Annotated in this window: 15 protein-coding genes and 1 pseudogene; 10 read left to right on the top strand and 6 right to left on the bottom strand. The window is 42.1% G+C overall.

The features are described from left to right. Nucleotides 1-21: 21 nt before the first annotated feature. From atpD to glmS, 4 genes are all read left to right on the top strand, one after another. Nucleotides 22-1,404, top strand: coding sequence for a F0F1 ATP synthase subunit beta (gene atpD, locus PROVALCAL_RS17350; RefSeq protein WP_006660647.1), 1,383 nt, complete (start codon nt 22-24; stop codon nt 1,402-1,404). 21 nt (nt 1,405-1,425) lie between these two features. Continuing rightward, nucleotides 1,426-1,851 carry a F0F1 ATP synthase subunit epsilon gene (locus PROVALCAL_RS17345; protein WP_006660646.1) on the top strand — a complete coding sequence of 142 codons (426 nt, stop codon included), beginning with the start codon at nt 1,426-1,428 and terminating at the stop codon, nt 1,849-1,851. A 123-nt stretch (nt 1,852-1,974) separates the two neighbouring features. Continuing rightward, nucleotides 1,975-3,345: a bifunctional UDP-N-acetylglucosamine diphosphorylase/glucosamine-1-phosphate N-acetyltransferase GlmU gene (gene glmU, locus PROVALCAL_RS17340; protein ID WP_006660645.1), complete on the top strand. Its 1,371-nt coding sequence runs from the start codon at nt 1,975-1,977 to the stop codon at nt 3,343-3,345. 261 nt (nt 3,346-3,606) lie between these two features. Next, on the top strand, nt 3,607-5,439 hold the full coding sequence (gene glmS / locus PROVALCAL_RS17335) for a glutamine--fructose-6-phosphate transaminase (isomerizing) (protein ID WP_006660644.1): 1,833 nt from the start codon (nt 3,607-3,609) through the stop codon (nt 5,437-5,439). 73 nt (nt 5,440-5,512) lie between these two features. Here glmS and PROVALCAL_RS17330 read toward each other — a convergent pair whose 3' ends face one another. Beyond that, nucleotides 5,513-6,193, bottom strand: coding sequence for a hypothetical protein (locus PROVALCAL_RS17330; RefSeq protein WP_006660643.1), 681 nt, complete (start codon nt 6,191-6,193; stop codon nt 5,513-5,515). Between the two features lie 199 nt (nt 6,194-6,392). Between PROVALCAL_RS17330 and PROVALCAL_RS17325 the strand changes: the two genes are divergently transcribed. Next, entirely contained in the window at nt 6,393-7,688 is a 1,296-nt protein-coding gene (locus PROVALCAL_RS17325) for an SLC13 family permease (protein ID WP_039862326.1), read from the top strand. A gap of 104 nt (nt 7,689-7,792) precedes the next feature. Here the strand turns inward: PROVALCAL_RS17325 and ulaG are convergent, their stop codons facing one another. Further along, nucleotides 7,793-8,860, bottom strand: coding sequence for an L-ascorbate 6-phosphate lactonase (ulaG, locus tag PROVALCAL_RS17320; protein WP_006660641.1), 1,068 nt, complete (start codon nt 8,858-8,860; stop codon nt 7,793-7,795). Between the two features lie 115 nt (nt 8,861-8,975). Further along, a complete protein-coding gene (gene ulaR, locus PROVALCAL_RS17315; RefSeq protein WP_006660640.1) occupies nt 8,976-9,731 on the bottom strand; it encodes an HTH-type transcriptional regulator UlaR in 756 nt (251 codons plus the stop codon). Between the two features lie 416 nt (nt 9,732-10,147). On the opposite strand from ulaR, the gene PROVALCAL_RS17310 reads away from it, so the two are divergent. From PROVALCAL_RS17310 to PROVALCAL_RS17300, 3 genes are all read left to right on the top strand, one after another. Next, complete coding sequence (locus tag PROVALCAL_RS17310; RefSeq protein ID WP_006660639.1) at nt 10,148-11,911, top strand: PTS ascorbate-specific subunit IIBC; 1,764 nt, start codon at nt 10,148-10,150, stop codon at nt 11,909-11,911. A 66-nt stretch (nt 11,912-11,977) separates the two neighbouring features. Beyond that, complete coding sequence (locus PROVALCAL_RS17305) at nt 11,978-12,445, top strand: PTS sugar transporter subunit IIA (RefSeq protein WP_006660638.1); 468 nt, start codon at nt 11,978-11,980, stop codon at nt 12,443-12,445. Between the two features lie 50 nt (nt 12,446-12,495). Further along, nucleotides 12,496-13,140 carry a 3-keto-L-gulonate-6-phosphate decarboxylase UlaD gene (locus PROVALCAL_RS17300; protein WP_006660637.1) on the top strand — a complete coding sequence of 215 codons (645 nt, stop codon included), beginning with the start codon at nt 12,496-12,498 and terminating at the stop codon, nt 13,138-13,140. A gap of 69 nt (nt 13,141-13,209) precedes the next feature. On the opposite strand, the gene PROVALCAL_RS20125 is transcribed toward PROVALCAL_RS17300, so the two are convergent. Together PROVALCAL_RS20125 and PROVALCAL_RS20120 are read right to left on the bottom strand one after the other, a co-directional pair. Continuing rightward, nucleotides 13,210-13,626 carry an MFS transporter gene (locus PROVALCAL_RS20125; RefSeq protein WP_409371736.1) on the bottom strand — a complete coding sequence of 139 codons (417 nt, stop codon included), beginning with the start codon at nt 13,624-13,626 and terminating at the stop codon, nt 13,210-13,212. Next, nucleotides 13,612-14,392 (bottom strand): annotated as a pseudogene (locus PROVALCAL_RS20120) (MFS transporter); the annotation flags it as partial. The pseudogene PROVALCAL_RS20120 and the gene PROVALCAL_RS20125, both read right to left, overlap by 15 nt. A gap of 669 nt (nt 14,393-15,061) precedes the next feature. On the opposite strand from PROVALCAL_RS20120, the gene PROVALCAL_RS17290 reads away from it, so the two are divergent. Continuing rightward, nucleotides 15,062-16,138 carry a nitrilase-related carbon-nitrogen hydrolase gene (locus tag PROVALCAL_RS17290; protein ID WP_006660635.1) on the top strand — a complete coding sequence of 359 codons (1,077 nt, stop codon included), beginning with the start codon at nt 15,062-15,064 and terminating at the stop codon, nt 16,136-16,138. 45 nt (nt 16,139-16,183) lie between these two features. Here PROVALCAL_RS17290 and PROVALCAL_RS17285 read toward each other — a convergent pair whose 3' ends face one another. Beyond that, nucleotides 16,184-16,726, bottom strand: a complete 543-nt coding sequence (locus PROVALCAL_RS17285; protein WP_006660634.1) for a TetR/AcrR family transcriptional regulator — start codon at nt 16,724-16,726, stop codon at nt 16,184-16,186. Between the two features lie 94 nt (nt 16,727-16,820). Here PROVALCAL_RS17285 and PROVALCAL_RS17280 point away from each other — a divergent pair, with 94 nt between their 5' ends. Beyond that, a complete protein-coding gene (locus tag PROVALCAL_RS17280) occupies nt 16,821-18,311 on the top strand; it encodes an MFS transporter (protein WP_006660633.1) in 1,491 nt (496 codons plus the stop codon). Nucleotides 18,312-18,380 lie beyond the last annotated feature (69 nt).

The raw sequence follows: 18,380 nt of genomic DNA, 5'->3' as shown, positions 1-18,380 counted from the left end.
GAATTACGTAGAGGATTCAAGATGGCTACTGGAAAGATTATCCAGGTAATCGGCGCCGTTGTGGACGTCGAGTTCCCTCAAGATAACGTACCAAAAGTGTACGATGCTCTTGAGGTTATTAACGGTAAAGAAAAACTGGTGTTGGAAGTTCAACAACAGTTAGGTGGTGGTGTTGTCCGTTGTATCGCAATGGGTACATCAGATGGTCTGAGCCGTGGTTTAGAAGTTGTAAACTTAGAGCACCCAATCGAAGTACCAGTCGGTAAAGCAACTCTGGGACGTATCATGAACGTTCTGGGTGAACCAATCGACATGAAAGGTGATATCGGCGAAGAAGAGCGCTGGTCTATTCACCGTGCTGCACCAAGCTACGAAGAATTAGCTAACTCAACTGAACTGCTGGAAACCGGTATCAAAGTAATGGACTTAATCTGTCCATTCGCGAAAGGTGGTAAAGTAGGTCTGTTCGGTGGTGCGGGTGTTGGTAAAACCGTAAACATGATGGAACTGATCCGTAACATCGCGATTGAGCACTCAGGTTACTCAGTGTTCGCTGGTGTTGGTGAGCGTACCCGTGAAGGTAACGACTTCTATCATGAAATGACAGACTCAAACGTTCTGGATAAAGTATCACTGGTTTATGGCCAGATGAACGAGCCACCAGGAAACCGTCTGCGTGTTGCGCTGACTGGTCTGACTATGGCTGAAAAATTCCGTGACGAAGGTCGTGACGTACTGCTGTTCGTTGACAACATTTATCGTTATACACTGGCAGGTACTGAAGTATCAGCACTGTTAGGTCGTATGCCATCAGCGGTAGGTTACCAACCAACGCTGGCGGAAGAGATGGGTGTTCTTCAAGAACGTATTACCTCAACTCAAACTGGTTCTATCACTTCCGTTCAAGCGGTTTACGTTCCTGCGGATGACTTGACTGACCCATCACCAGCAACAACCTTTGCTCACTTAGATGCAACGGTAGTTCTGAGCCGTCAAATCGCGTCTCTGGGTATCTACCCTGCGGTTGACCCTCTGGATTCTACTAGCCGTCAATTAGACCCACTGGTCGTTGGTCAAGAGCACTATGATGTTGCGCGTGGCGTTCAGTCTATTCTGCAACGTTACCAAGAACTGAAAGACATCATTGCAATCCTAGGTATGGACGAACTGTCTGAAGAAGACAAACTGGTTGTTGCTCGTGCTCGTAAGATCCAGCGCTTCCTGTCTCAACCATTCTTCGTTGCAGAAGTCTTTACTGGTTCACCAGGTAAGTTCGTTTCTCTGAAAGACACTATCCGTGGCTTCAGCGGCATCCTGAACGGTGATTACGACCACCTGCCAGAACAAGCGTTCTACATGGTTGGTACCATTGAAGAAGCTGTGGAAAAAGCGAAAAAGCTTTAATCCATCTGACGAGAGGTTGATATGGTAGCTGCAATGACATACTACCTGAAAGTAGTAAGCGCGGAAAAACAGATGTTTGAAGGCTTAGTACAAAAAATTCAGGTGACAGGTAGTGAAGGTGAGTTGGGGATTTATCCGCAGCATACCCCGCTGCTGACTGCCATAAAACCGGGCATGGTGCGCATTACGAAGCAGTTTGGTGAAGAAGAACTAATTTACCTCTCCGGCGGTATTTTAGAAGTTCAACCAACTGGCGTTATCGTACTCGCTGATACAGCGATCCGTGGTAAAGATTTAGACGAAGCTCGTGCAGTGGAAGCTAAACGCAAAGCGGAAGAACATGTCCGCAAAGCACACGGCGATGTTGATTATGCTCAGGCATCAGCAGAACTTGCAAAAGCAATAGCGAAACTTCGAGTTATCGAGTTAACTAAAAAGCTTATGTAATGATAGCAATATAGAAAAAGCCAGTTAGTTTGACTAACTGGCTTTTTTATTTGTGCGAAATATGTAGTAATTTATGCAGGAAATAGGTTTACTTTCACCCCAAAGTTGGAGTTTCAGGAAAATATGACTGTGCAAAGAAAAAGTGTCGTGATTTTAGCTGCCGGTAAAGGCACAAGGATGTATTCAGACTTACCTAAAGTTCTGCATTTGCTGGCAGGTAAACCAATGGTTCAGCATGTGATTGATACTGCGAAATCAATCGGTGCGTCGGATATTCATCTGGTATACGGACATGGCGGTGATTTACTGAAAGAAAAACTGGGTGAACAAAACCTCAATTGGGTTCTACAAGCAGAACAATTGGGTACGGGTCATGCTATGCAGCAAGCTGCACCGCATTTCCAAGATGATGAAGACATTGTTATGCTGTATGGCGATGTACCGCTGATCGCTAAAGACACATTACAGCGACTCGTTGAAGCTAAGCCGGAAGGCGGTATTGGTTTACTCACTGTTATTCTCGATAACCCTGCGGGTTATGGCCGTATTATTCGTGAAAATGGTGAAGTGGTTGGTATCATTGAGCAAAAAGATGCCAACGAAGAGCAGCGTAAAATCCAAGAAATCAACACGGGTATTATGGTGGCAAGCGGGAAAGACTTTAAGCGCTGGTTAAGCCAACTGAACAATAATAATGCCCAAGGTGAGTATTACATTACCGATATTATTGCGCTTGCTCATAAAGAAGGTAACAAAATTGCGACTGTGCATCCGAGCCATCTCAGTGAAATGGAAGGGGTGAATAACCGTCTGCAATTAGCTGCATTAGAGCGCATCTACCAGAAAGAACAAGCTGAAAAATTACTGTTAGCGGGCGTGATGCTGATTGACCCTGCCCGTTTTGATATTCGCGGAACCTTAACTCATGGGCGTGATGTGGTGATCGACACCAACGTGATCATCGAAGGTAACGTAACACTGGGTAATAACGTTCAGATCCAAACTGGCTGTGTCCTTAAAAACTGTGTGATTGGCGATAACTCAATTATCAGCCCATACTCTGTGATTGAAAATTCTGAATTATCCACGGAATGTACCGTTGGTCCTTTCGCTCGCTTACGCCCAGGTGCTAAATTAGCAGCGAAATCCCATGTGGGTAACTTTGTTGAAATGAAAAATGCGTCTCTGGGCTTAGGCTCTAAAGCAGGGCATTTAAGTTACCTAGGTGACGCACAAATTGGTAGTAACGTGAATATCGGTGCGGGTACGATTACCTGTAACTATGATGGTGTGAATAAGTTTAAAACGGTTATTGGTGATGATGTGTTTGTTGGATCAGACACTCAGTTGGTTGCCCCAGTCAGTGTGGCTAATGGCGCAACCATTGGTGCTGGTACCACTGTCACTCGTGATATTAACGAAGGTGAGCTGGTGGTGAGCCGCGTGAAACAGACGCACATTAAAAACTGGCAGCGCCCAGTAAAGAAAAAATAAGTAAATAAAACATAAGTAAATATTGAGGAGAGATATTCAAGTCTCTCCTATGATTAGCTATGAACGAATTAGTTATCTAAGAATTAGCAGTCTAAGCAATGTCGGTCAGTTTTTTTAATATAAAAATCGCTACAAAAGTAGCAAACAAATAAAACAATAAAATTCCCCGTTTCTACAAGGCTGGGGAACAGCGAAAGCTGAACAATAATCAGGTTGCGACAATAAGAGGGGAATAACCCCTTTATTTAGGAATAACTTAATATGTGTGGAATTGTTGGTGCTGTCGCACAACGTGATATCGCGGAAATTCTGTTAGAAGGTCTTCGCCGTTTAGAATACCGTGGTTATGACTCTGCGGGCATGGCGGTGGTTGATCATGAAGGTCATCTGCAACGCTTACGTGAAGTCGGTAAAGTACAAATGCTGGCGGAAGAAGCAGAAAAAAATCCTGTTTCTGGTGGAACGGGTATCGCGCATACTCGTTGGGCGACTCATGGTATTCCAAGTGAGCGTAATGCTCACCCTCATACCTCAGGTTATATCGCCGTTGTTCACAACGGAATTATCGAAAACTATTTAGAGCTGAAAGAAGCGCTGAAAAAACTCGGTTATATCTTCAGTTCAGATACTGACACCGAAGTTATTGCGCACCTTGTTCATCATGAACAGCAGCAAGGCGGTACATTACTGGAAGTGGTTCAGCGAGTGATCCCACAATTACGTGGCGCTTATGGCACTGTGATTATGGATAGCCGTAATCCTGATTTACTCGTTGCTGCGCGTTCTGGTAGCCCACTGGTTATCGGCCTTGGTGTTGGCGAAAACTTCTTAGCTTCCGACCAATTGGCGTTATTGCCTGTCACCCGTCGCTTTATCTACCTTGAAGAAGGGGATATTGCTGAAGTGACTCGCCGCACTGTGCGTATTTTTGATAAGCAAGGCGCACCAGTTGAGCGTGAACAGATTGAATCGAATGTTCAATACGATGCAGGTGATAAAGGCGCTTACCGCCATTACATGCAAAAAGAGATTTATGAACAGCCGATGGCAATTAAGAACACTCTTGAAGGGCGTTTTAGCCAAGATAATGGCATCGACCTGAGCGAATTAGGTTCGAAAGCCAGCGAAATTCTATCTCAAGTTGATCATATCCAAATCGTAGCATGCGGAACCTCCTATAACGCAGGTATGGTTGCGCGTTACTGGTTTGAATCACTCGCTGGTATTCCATGTGATGTCGAAATTGCGTCAGAGTACCGTTACCGTAAACCCGCTCACCGTAAAGGTAGCTTGATGATCACCATTTCCCAATCAGGGGAAACAGCGGATACATTAGCGGCTCTACGTTTATCGAAAGAGCTAGGTTACTTAACATCGCTGGCAATTTGTAACGTGGGTGCGTCTTCATTAGTTCGCGAATCTGAATTTTCCCTGATGACCAAAGCCGGTGCGGAAATTGGTGTTGCGTCGACGAAAGCATTCACAACTCAGCTAACCGTATTGTTAATGCTGGTGGCTTACATGGGGCGCCTCAAAGGGGCAAAACCAGAGTTAGAAGAGCGTATCGCAACGGCTCTGCATGCATTGCCAGCGCGCATTGAAAGCATGTTATCTCAGGATAAAGTGATTGAAGCATTAGCTGAAGATTTCTCTGATAAGAGCCATGCACTGTTTTTAGGTCGTGGTGACCAGTTCCCTATTGCCGTTGAAGGCGCACTGAAGCTGAAAGAGATCTCTTACATTCATGCAGAAGCTTACGCTGCGGGCGAATTGAAACATGGTCCATTGGCACTCATTGATGCGGATATGCCAGTCATCATCGTTGCACCAAATAACGAATTGCTAGAAAAGCTGAAATCTAACATTGAAGAAGTGCGTGCGCGTGGCGGTTTACTGTATGTGTTTGCTGACCAAGATGCAGGTTTTGAAGCGAGCGAAAATATGAAAATTGTTTCTCTACCTCATGTGGAAGAGTTAATTGCACCAATTTTCTATACTGTTCCTCTACAACTCCTGTCTTATCATGTAGCCTTAATCAAAGGGACTGACGTAGACCAACCACGTAACCTCGCTAAATCGGTGACGGTTGAGTAATCATCCACTGCTTTAAAAATACAGCCAGTATGACGGACTTAGTTATACTGGCTTTTTATTACCATCAAGATATTCAGTCTAAACTGTATTTTTCCGGCGATTTCATTCTTTTGGGAACCACCAGCTCCTCTCCACGAAAACATTCAAAATCTTCATAAAACTCTTCACTCGCTATTGAATTTCGTCGGCCTTGATAAGATAGAGTGACTTGATCAGCATCGATTAAATATAATTTACCCTGTTTATCTTTCTTCACATTTCCCTGTACATAAAAATCATGAAGGATACGTTGGTGAGATTTTATAAAATCAAAGGCTTCTAATGGTTGGGCATCTTCACCATCGACAAATTTAGTGATTAAAATACGTTGGCCTGTATCGGGTAAGGTGGAGGTTCTGGAAAAATGATGACCATTGATTTCATTTAATATACGCGAAGTTCTTTTGCAGGTAGCGTACTCTGGTGCGAACTGGTCTGGTTTTTTTGGCACTTTTATAACGTAATTTTCAAAACGATATGCATTTCCGTAGCTACCCTCGCCAATTTTTCTTAGATTTTTAACCGAAATATTACCGCATTGGATCTGAGCTGAAAATTTATCAATTATTTCAATAGATTTTCTCTTTATTAATTGAGATTGAATATTGTTAACAGCCAAGATATGGAGCTGTGATTTAGTTAATTCATTGGGGATTGTTTTATTTTGGGTGATGAGGTGGTCTACATATTTTGAGTAAGGAATCGGTATAATCATATTGTTTACTTTATTTATTATAGTGTTAAGAAATAAAGTAAAATGTATATAAAGTCACCTTTATAAACTATAACAAACCGATGGTATTTAGTTTGTTATATATACATCTATAGAGTATTAATTTCACGTATACTTAATTTTCTTGATGCAGTTTCGGGCAATAATTGAAAATAATAAAACCAAGATAAAGGCGACGTGGATGGCAGACATAGAATGGTTGAGTGCGGTTGTCATCGCAATCACAATAGGGTTTTGGGCGACAGGGAAGTTACCAGAATATCTGGTTGCATTACTGTTTTTAGCCGCAGCGGCATGTTTACATTTAGCACCGACCAATATCATTTTTTCTGGGTTTACCTCAGAAGCATTTTGGTTGGTACTGAGTGGATTCATTCTCGGGTTTGCCATCAATAAAGTGGGGCTGGCGGAGCGTATCGCTCAACACATTTCAGGGCGTTTCACGAGTTCATGGCTAAAGCTGATTATTGGTGTGGTAATCCTCGCTTATGGACTGGCATTTATTATGCCGTCGAATATGGGGCGAATCGCATTATTAATGCCAATTGTCATGGCGATTGCGGACAAAGTTGGGTTACAAAGTGGTAGCCGAGGACGCATTGGATTAGCGCTGGCGGTGGGTTTTGGTACTTTCCAACTGTCGGCAACAATATTGCCTGCCAACGTACCTAATTTAGTGATGGCGGGGGCAATAGAAACCACGTATCACCTTAAACTTTCCTATTTAAATTATCTGTTCCTGCATATGCCGATCTTAGGGCTTATCAAAGGTTCGTTGGTTGTTCTGTGCATTTATTTCCTATTTCCCGCTAAATTGCAGCCAGTAGCTGAGCAGAAAACGTTACCGCCGATGAGCCGTGATGAGAAAAAGCTCGGCATCGTATTAGCGATAACGTTGTTATTTTGGATCACGGATACCGCTCATGGTATTTCTCCTGCGTGGGTTGGGCTGGTGGCCGCGTGTTTTTGTTTACTGCCGAAAGTTGGGTTTGTCACCAATGACGAGTTTGTGAAAGCCGTGAATATCCGCACTTGTATTTATGTAGCAGGGATTTTGAGCCTTGCCACATTAGTGAGTTATTCCAATGTAGGCATGGTGGTTGGTACTTACTTACAGAAGATGCTACCACTTGATCCAAATAACCCATTTATAGATTTTGGTAGTTTGGTGGGTCTGACCAGCGGTTTAAATTTTGTAGTGACAGCCAATGGTGTTCCTGCGCTTTATACCCCATTAGCAGAGTCTCTCTCCAGTGCTACCGGTTTCCCACTGATTGCGGTTCTTATGGTGCAAGTGATTGGTTATTCAACACCATTGTTGCCTTACCAAGCGTCTCCGATCGTCGTAGCGATGGGGATGGGAAAAGTCCCGTTAATGGATGGGATTAGATTGTGCCTTATCTTGTTTATTTTGACCTTTTTCCTCTTGGTGCCGCTGGATTATTTTTGGTTTAAATTGCTGGGCGTGATCCCTTAATCACTATTTTTGTGATTAACATAAAGTTAGCGGTTTTATTAAGATAATAAAAATCCGGTAAGGAATGCGCCTTACCGGATTTTGTTTTTTAATCGATATCAACCTTACAAGAAGGCTTTATACGGCAATTCAGGTTCGTTTTTAAAGATATCTTGGAAGCCTCTGAAATGCTGATAATGCATACGCCCCTTATCCGTTGGGTAGGTATATTTTCCTCCGACTTGCCAGAAGAATGGGGCAAATTTATATTGTAAGCGCTCTTTTTTCATATTCCACAGCACTTCAATTTCACGTGGATCATTTTGGAAGTTTGCCCAAATATCGTGGTGGAATGGAATGACGGTGGTGCAATCTAAAGACTCTGCGGCACGTAAAATATCGGATGAGGTCATTTTATCAGTGACGCCACGCGGGTTTTCACCGAAAGAAAGCAGTGCAACATCGATATTGTAGCGGTTACCATGTGCGGCGTAATAGTTGGAATAGTGAGAGTCACCAGAGTGATAGAGTGAACCGCCTGTGGTTTCAATTAAATAGTTCACTGCACGGTCATCCATACCATCTAAAATTGCTTTGTCATAGGACGAAACACCTTTTGGTAAGGTCACTAGCGCTGTTCGATCGAATGAATCCAGTACGCGAATTTTCATGTCGCCCACTTCAATCACATCACCGACTTTTGCCACAATACAGCGATCTTCTGGTACACCCCAGCCAGTCCACAGATTGACACAGGCTTGTGGGCCGATAAATTTCACATGATCGCCACAGTTTTGCAGTACCGCCGCAGCGACGTTAACATCAATATGATCGGCATGATCATGGGATGCCAAAATGGCATCAACATCTTTAATTGCAAAGGGATCAAGAGGGAAGATTGAGGTACGTAGGTTAGGCTGTAATGCTTCAACACCCCCCATTCGCATCATTTGATGTTGCTGGTTCATCAGCGGATTTTTCTGTGTCTTTTTGCCAGTTCCACACCAAAAATCGATGGAAATATTGGTGTTGCCTGCGCTTTTCAACCAAATACCTGTACAGCCTAGCCACCACATAGAGAAGGTGTTTGGCTCTACAACGGTTTTTTCAATCTCTTCATTCAACCATGTTCCCCATTCAGGGAATGTGCTTAAAATCCAAGATTCACGGGTAATTTCATTTACTTTACTCATAGCAACACCTTTCCTATCCAGAATTTCAAATGTAGGGGATTAGCGCCTTATTAATGAAAATAAGGCGAAATACAGAATAAATTTGTTAATTCGTTGAATTAGATTGTTAGTCTAATTATACAAGGATGACTTGCGTGCCTTGGGCTTTGATGGCTTGGAGAATTTTCGGGTCGGCGCTTTTACCTGTGATCAGATAGTCAATTTTATTTGTGGGGCAAAAAAGCATGCCAGTTTGACTTCCCACTTTTGAACTATCCACAACGACAACCAGTTTATCTATGCGATCAAGCATCTGTTGCTCAGCAACGGCAGTCAGCATATCTGTTTTATACAGCCCTGCTTCCGTTAACCCTTTCCCTGAGGTAAACATCCAGTTTCCGGCATAGCCCATCAATGTGCTGAGGGCTGGGTTAAGAAAAATACCTTGTGTTCGGTTATATTGCCCGCCAATCAGAATCACGTCCTCGTGTTCTTCTTCAATCAAGTAGCTGGCTAGCGGGAAATAGTTGGTCACAATTTGCACGCCTTTTCCACAAAGCTGCTGTCCTAGCAAAAATGCGGTGGAACCACAGTTGATAACAACGCTATCTCCGGGTTGGCAAAGCTCCGCTGCTTTTACCGCAATCTGTGATTTCTCTTCGTAATGATCGGTACTGTTGATATTCAGTGGTGACCATTTGCGTTTTTTCTCTTCAATGCGCTCCGCACCATTACGTATTTTTTTGAGCTTACCTTGCTCATCCAGTTTGGCGATATCTCGACGGGCGGTTGCAGGCGAGATATTAAAATGCTCTGTAATGAAAGATACGTTAATGATTTGATTTTCTTTCAATAAAGACAAAATTTCATGATGTCTTTGTGTCTCATTCATGTGTCGCGCCTTATTTCTGTATAATCATTTTTCGTCGTGAGTGGTGATAGTCAGTATGACAACTTTTGATTCAAAATGATTGGATTTGATTCTATATGATCACAGTGAAAATTGTCAACTTACTAATTTCAAAAATTACCCATGTTAAATAAAACATATAACTAACTGTAAAATATCATTTTTACTATATTTGTTGTGATCGACACAGCAAATGTAGGGTTTTTTGCTGGTCAAAAAGTATCACTTTAAACAATCATAAATGAGCACTTAATGATTACTTATGATTGCAAAATGTATTTGAGTGATTGAATTGATAAACTGTTTGATTATAGCGTGAGAATGCTTGTCTGTGATCAGGGTAATGTACTTTTAAATAAGATAATAATTCACACTAAATTTGATTTAGGGGTAAAAATATGGATTTTCTGTACGACTCATTCTATATTTTTTACAGCCAAGTGATGACAAAAGCCCCGTTATTACTGGGATTAGTCACGTTGATTGGCTACTGGCTTCTAAAGAGAGATGGTACGACCATCCTAAAAGGAACCATTAAAACCATCGTCGGCTTTATGTTAGTGCAAGTGGGTGCCGACACATTAGTCTCCAGTTTCAAACCTGTCATTGCCAAAATGTCAGAGTATCATCACCTTACCGGCTCAGTTATTGACCCTTATACCTCAATGATGGCGACCATGGAAACCATGGGAGATAACTATTCATGGGTGGGTTATACGGTGCTGATTGCATTGGGTATTAACATACTGTTGGTTCTGTTCCGTCGTATTACGGGAATACGCACCATTATGCTGACGGGGCATATCATGTTCCAGCAAGCAGGATTGATTGCAGTATTCTATTTTGTGCTGGGAACCAGTATGTGGGAAACCATTATCTATTCTGCAATTCTGATGGCGCTATATTGGGGCATTTCATCCAATATTATGTTTAAGCCAACGGAATCTGTCACTGGTGGAGCTGGGTTTTCAATTGGTCACCAGCAACAAGTCGCATCATGGATTGCTACCAAAATAGCGCATAAGCTCGGTGATAAAAATGATAGCGTCGATAATCTTAAGTTGCCGAAATGGCTGCATATTTTCCATGATAGCATTGCTGCCACTGCCATTGTTATGACGGTTTTCTTCGGTATCATCCTCCTTTCCTTTGGATTAACTAACCTGCAAGAAATGGCAGGGAAAACCCATTGGAGTATCTATATTTTAGAAACCGGTTTGAAATTCGCAGTCGCCATTCAGATCATCGTGACTGGGGTGCGGATGTTTGTCGCCGAGCTGTCTGAAGCATTTAAAGGAATTTCTGAGCGTGTTATTCCTAATGCTGTCCTTGCCATTGACTGCGCCGCAATTTACGCATTCTCGCCAAATGCAATGGTGTTTGGTTTCATGTGGGGGGCATTAGGTCAGTTTACTGCGGTGTTAATCATGTTGGGATTAAGCTCTCCGATCATGATTATTCCAGGCTTTATTCCGATGTTCTTCTCTAATGCCACGATAGGGGTGTTTGCTAACCATTTTGGTGGCTGGAAAGCCGTTATGAAAATCTGTTTTGTGATGGGGATTATTGAGGTCTTTGGATCGGCATGGGCGATATCGTTATTTAGCCAACAAGGAACAGATTTTAGCGGCTGGATGGGAATGGCTGACTGGGCATTAGTTTTCCCTCCTGTGATGCAAGGTCTCTCTTTCTCAAAATATTTTTTCTTTGTGTTGATTGGACTGTCATTTGTTTATATGTACTTTGCATCGAAAAGATTGCGTGCAGAAGAAGATGCTCAAGCGGCTGCGGCGGTAGAGCCACAGGTAGCGCAGAATATTGAGAACGAGCAAACCCAGCAACCTATTTCAAGCAGTGCTAGACCTGTCAGTATCCTCGCCGTGTGTGGTAATGGGCAGGGTTCATCAATGATGATGAAAATGAAAATTGCCAAATATCTTGAAAGTAAGGGCATTCCTCATGTTATGGATTCCTGCGCGGTCTCGGATTACAAATCAAAATTGGCGAACACCGATATCATTGTTTCATCCAAGCATCTCTCATCCGAAATGGATGCAGGGGAAGGCAAATTCATTCTGGGCGTTCAGAACATGTTAAACCCGAACTCATTCGGCGATGAATTACTGTCAATTATTCATAATAACTTTAGTGAATCGAAATAAATCCAATAACTAAATTTGTCATGGGTATTCAGTGATGAGTGTCCATGACCATAGGAGAGCAATGCCATGGGTTTTAAACAATCTCTAATGGAGAACAATTCCATTCAGTTACACGCATCGGCGGATAATTGGCAGGATGCGATTAAGATTGGCACCGATATGCTCATTGCATCAGGTGCGATTTTACCGGACTACCATGAAGCGATTATTAGCAGCGTCAAAGAGTTAGGTCCTTATATCTGTATTGCTCCTAATTTAGCCTTGCCTCATGCTCGCCCTGAAAATGGTGTCTTAAAAACAGCTTTTGCTTTAGTCACTCTTAAAGAACCCATTGTATTTGAGGGGGAAAGTGAACCTGTAGATATCTTGATCACTTTAGCGGGTAGCTCTTCTGATGAGCATATGGAAGGTTTAATGGAAGTGACTCAAGTGTTGGATGATGAGGAGAGCGAAACGGGGATTGACCTCGATAAAATTCGCCGCTGTACCAGCGCTGAAGATGTTTATCAGGTGATTGATGCTGCATTAGCTTAAGCCGCTATGTATGAAATCTCCGAATTAATCTAAAACACTAGGATAATCAAATGACTAAACCTTTAATTCAAATTGCATTAGACCAAACGAATCTGAAAGATGCGCTGGTAGTCGCTAATAACGTTGAGTCTTTTGTTGATGTGATTGAAATTGGTACTATTTTAGCTTTTGCCGAAGGAATGAACGCGGTATCGACGCTGCGTCGTAATCATCCATCCCACATCATTGTGTGTGACATGAAAACGACAGATGGTGGCGCTATTTTATCCAAAATGGCATTCGAAGCCGGAGCGGATTGGATCACGGTTTCTGCAGCCGCGCATATTGCCACCATCACTGCGTGTAAAAAAGTGGCGGATGAATTTAAGCGTGAAATTCAAATTGAGCTGTATGGTAATTGGACATTAGACGATGCGCAGCGTTGGGTGGATTTAGGGATCAAACAGGCGATTTACCACCGTTCCCGTGATGCTGAATTAGCCGGGGTCGGTTGGGGGCCTGAAGATCTTACCAAAATGCGCCAACTTTCTGATTTAGGTCTCGAATTGTCGATAACAGGCGGTATTGTGCCAGAAGATATTCACCTTTTTGAAGGTATCAAAGCGAAAGCCTTTATTGCTGGTCGAGCGTTGGTCGGGGAAAAAGGAAAAGCGACGGCTGAGGCATTGCGTGAGCAAATTAACCGTTTTTGGTGATAATCCTGAATAGATAACACTGAAGAAAAAATCCCCTCTCAATGGTAGAGGGGATTTTTTATCTATTATCTATAGACGCTTACTAGGAAGTAGCATGACAGCAATACCGCCAATGACGGTTACGGCTGAGAATGCTGCAAAGTTCCAACTACTTGCGACACCCAAGCTGGCAATATACGCTCCAAACATCGGTCCAGACATGGCACCTACACGGGAAATACTCATTGTCCAACCGGTTGCAGAAGCCCGTACGCTTGATGGATAGAAATGCGCCACATAGCCCGTTAGGATGAGCGGCGCAGAAATGCAGCCAATCCCAGCAAGACCGACAAGTAAATAGTTCATATAGATATTTTGTTTAAATACCATCAAACCAATACCCATAGCGCCAAGCATAAAGAAGAACGCAACAGTTCCTCTAGCGCCGCATTTATCAGCGACTTTCCCGAGGAATAACCCACCTAGTGCTGAAGACAAACTGAACACCACTAAGAAGGTTAAGCTGGAGCCCAGATCGTAACCTTCTTTACGCATAATGGAGGGTAGCCAAGTATTGAGCCCGTAAACAATGAAACCACCACAAAACAGCGCAACCCAGAAACAGCAAGTTGCTCGTAGGTAGTCTTTGGAAAAGATAATCGCAACCACTTCTTTTAAACTGCGGGAAGCTTGTTTTTCGTGTTTCACAGGTTCGTGATAGGTAACTTCAAGCTTTTCAGCCAATTTTTTCGCTTTATCGTGTAACCCTCGATTGTTGAGGTATTCAATAGATTCAGGTAACAAGCGAGACATCGGCCAGATTAACAGCAAGGGTAAAGCACCGACTATCATCACGCCACGCCAACCAAATTGGCTAAGAATAGCGATAGCAACGAGTGCAGCACATAAAATACCGAGTGAATAGCCCGAGTACATGATGGCATAGTTGAACGATCTTTTTTCGGTTGGGGAATATTCTATTGTGAGGGCGGCAGCGACAGGAATAACCCCCCCAAGACCGATACCACCGATAAATCGCATTAATCCAAAAAAACCAAGGTGTTGGCGCTAAAGCGGTGGCTAACATGGTGGACGAAAACAGCGTAACGCAAATTAATAGCATGCGTCGTCGACCATATAACTCGCTTAACGTTCCGATAATAAAAGCACCAAAGAACATTCCCACGAGGGTATAACTGCTCAAGGCGCCTAATTCAATTGGGGTTAAATTCCACTCTTTATATTCAGAGAGTGTGGGTAAAACCGCACCCATAACCCCAACGTCATAACCTTCAAATAAAATGCTTAGCCAGCAAACCAGCATGACTTTAAAGGTCGTGCGTTTTGAGGATACAGATGTAATTTCAGATGTTTGTATTGTCATAAATCACTCTCTAATCGTTATTCGATCGATATTTTTTTAATGGCAAGTACGTATATTTTTTAAATCTGAAAAGCCGACAATACACTTTACTTTTTTAAGTTAAATCACAATAGAAATGTTAATGAAATGTACAATAAATGCAGTAAGCGGATATTTCATGCATTTTTTGTTTTTGTATTAAATATTAATAAATCTTAAGATTTATATTTATTTCTCCTTTTATTTTATAAATGAAAATGTATTCCTATATTACTTTCATGCAGAAATTAAAAAGATTTAAAATTACGTAACAAATTGATTTTCAACTGTATAAAACAAAAGTAACGTTAGGTTATATTTGTAGTAAATAGGGTTTATAGCAGGTTATTCATATGTTTATAGCTTAAATTTTTAATTGAAATATTAGTTATGAATAGTGATAAAACTAAGCGTAAATATCCATAAAATGAAAATTAATATATATTTGACATAAAATTAACATATGAATAATATTCGATGAGTTTGATTTTTGAACAATGCAAAATGCAGGTAACTCGAAAATAAAATCGGAGAATTATTATGATAAAGCCATATGGTGTAGTGGGTTTAGTGCCAACAACGTGGGGAATAAAAACGCGTAGCGATATTATGAAAAATATCGACCATCTTGAAGAGCTATCCCATGGTGCGCTGTGGCTATCTTCATTAGATCTTCCCGTGAGGTTACTCGTCCTCCCGGAGGGGGCATTACAAGGCTTCAATGATGAAGCGCTGGATTTGCCTATTGCGGAATTCTTAAAAGACGGGGCTATTGATATCCCAGGTCCAGAAACCGATAGGTTAGGTGAGTTAGCGAAATCTCAAAATGTTTACATCATGGCGCAGGCGAAAACACGTGATCCTGATTGGCCGGGAATTATGTTTAACGTCGGGTTTATTATTGACCCGAAAGGTAACATTATTCTGAAACACCATAAAATGTCCTCTTTACTGCCCTGTGAGCGGTCGGCATCTCCTCATGATCTGTATGATGAGTGGATTAAAAAATATGGACGCTCATTACAGTCTTTTTGGCCTGTTGTTGATACCGAAATTGGTCGTTTAGGGATCATGATGGCGATGGAAGGAAATTTTCCTGAAAATGGTCGAGGTCTGGCATTAAATGGAGCTGAAGTGGTGTATCGAGCATCATTGCCGACACCATTTACTGAAAATGACTTGTTTGAGATATCCAACCGTGCCCGAGCATTGGAAAATAACTTCTATGTTGTCGCGCCTAATATTGGCTCAATGTATATGTTTCCAACCACGCAAGCGCCTATTGACTGTGGTGGCGGCCGTTCACTGATAGTCGACTACAAAGGTAAAATTGTTGGTAAACAAGAAGATACTAACGGATCAACCTATGTTTACGGGGTGATTGACATTGAAGCGATGCGCTATCATCGCGCGAATGCTTCGGTCAGTAACTGGCTGAAAGATATTCGAACTGAATGCGCCCAGCTCATTTATGAAAATCCAATCTACCCAAAAAATACGTATCTGAATGAGCCACAGGGTAATCATAAACACTATCGCGAAACCATTTTGAACAAGCAAATTGAAAAAATGATCGAACGAAATGTATTTGTACCGAGTGTTTACGATAAAAAATAAGAAATAACAATCAAGTAGAGGCATATAGCAATATATGCCTTGCGATTAAGGCTTATTAAATTCGCTGATCATATCGGTAAAAATCCCCTGCCATTCTTCGTCATCGATATCCATTAAACCAAAATAGCGTAACGTGAAGGCGCCTTCAGTGGCTAAAAATAACAGTCGGGCACGTTTACCCCTTTCAGTCGATAAATCTAAGTTTGCAATACGTTCTCGATACCACTTACGAGTACTTTCTAAATATTCAGGCGTCTGAAGCAGTGATGCCATTAACGCAGCACCTTTGGCTATACTGGTTTTATCGTGATCGGCAGTGGCTTTCATGTGGGCAATTACGCGACCCTCAGGGGAATTATCCTCTGCGATTTTTTGGTTAAAAATTTCATCATAAGAGTGCCCCCAACGTTCAAACATCGCATCAATTAACGCTTCTTTATTACCAAAGCAGTATTGGACTCCACCTTTGGAAATCCCCATTGATTTGGCGACTGCATCAATCGTGAGTGCAGTAGCACCTTGTTTGATAACAATCTCTTCTGCTGCTTCCAGCACTTTCTCACGATCAATCGTTCGTTGACGTCCCATTTAAAAAAAACCTCTTTTCAATACGTACGTATGGAATTATATTGTAACACGATCATCCATCAAGGTGATCAATTAAACAAGTTGAGAAGATTTTATGATAACAGATTATAAACGTTGGATTATCCTCCTATTAGTATCGAGTGTGTTATTTCTCATCGTCATTGATGTCACCGTACTATATACCGCGTTACCTAAGTTAACCCATGATTTAGGTGCAACAGCATCTGAAAAATTATGGATTATGAATGCTTATCCGTTAGTCGTGGCAGGTCTCTTACCTGCTGCGGGAATGTTAAGTGATAAAGTAGGGCATAAATTTATGTTTCTACTTGGATTGCCTCTATTTGCACTTGCCTCTTTGTGTGCAGCATTTTCACCAACAGCATTCAGCTTAATTTTATCTCGTGGTTTTTTAGCGGTCGGTGCTGCGATTAGTATGCCAGCGACGTTAGCAATTGTTCGTCAAGTATTTTTAGATCCTAAAGAGCGAGCGCTGGCTATTGGTATTTGGTCTGCTGTGGCATCCGGTGGTGCGGCTATAGGACCCCTAGTTGGTGGTATATTGCTTAATCATTTTTGGTGGGGCTCTGTATTTTTGATCAACGTACCGGTGGTTCTGTTGGTGATCCCTTTTGCACTCTATTTAATTCCGAAAAGTAGTAAAAATTCTAATCAACCTATTGATTATTTAGGCTCTTTATTTATTTTGGTGGGCTTGATTGGCTCAATTTATGCCTTAAAAGAGCTGGGTAAACCGAATATTGATTGGTTTACGTTGCTGATAGCGGCTGCGGTAGGCATTGTATTTTTGGTTATTTTTAGCCGTCGACAGTTAACCGCCGAAAAACCCATGCTGGATTTCAAGTTGCTCAGTGACCCGCAATTTTTTGCAGGGATTATGATGGCAATTTTGTCTGTGGTTATTATTGTGGGGGTTGAATTGCTGTTGAGCCAGCGCTTGCAGTTGGTTCTTGGGTATACCCCATTTGAGGCTGCGTTGTACATTATTCCGATCCCTATCGCATCGGTACTCGCTGCGCCTTTAGCGGGTATGTATTTGCATAAAGTCGGTGCCAAATTGATGATGATTTTGGGATTCACTTGTACGCTAATTGGTGTTGCAGGGTTAACGTGGGTGTTCAAATCCTCTACAGGCATTGTGTTACTGTCATTTTTATTTTGCGTTGGCTTTGGGCTAGGTGCCATTTTTACCACGGCTTCCACCACTATTATGCTGAATGCGCCAGATGAAAAAGCAGGGATGGCCGCTTCCATTGAGGAAGTCGCTTATGAGTTAGGTAGTGTACTGGGCGTCACGTTTATGGGGGGGTTGATGACCGCAATTTATACGTCGAAGTTAACATTACCCGAAAGTCTATCTGTCGCGGATAAAGCTTACGATAGCCTCGATGAAGCGTTAATTGTGGCAGAAGGGTTACCGCAAGATAGTGCAAATCTCTTAGTAAATCAGGCGAGTATGGCATTTGATAGCGCATTTATGTCTGTCATGATTGCCACGATAATCGTGCTGGTGGTGAGTATTGTTGTGTTGCCGTTTTTCTTTCGCCAAAAGCGTACAGCCTAAGCAATGTTGTCTAAATTATATTGCCTAAATAATATGGTCTAAAAATTGAGAACAAAGTGCGCTAAATAA

The sequence above is a fragment of the Providencia alcalifaciens DSM 30120 genome (assembly GCF_000173415.1).
Taxonomy (GTDB): Bacteria; Pseudomonadota; Gammaproteobacteria; order Enterobacterales; family Enterobacteriaceae; genus Providencia; species Providencia alcalifaciens.
This window is presented reverse-complemented; position numbering and strand designations above follow the sequence as displayed.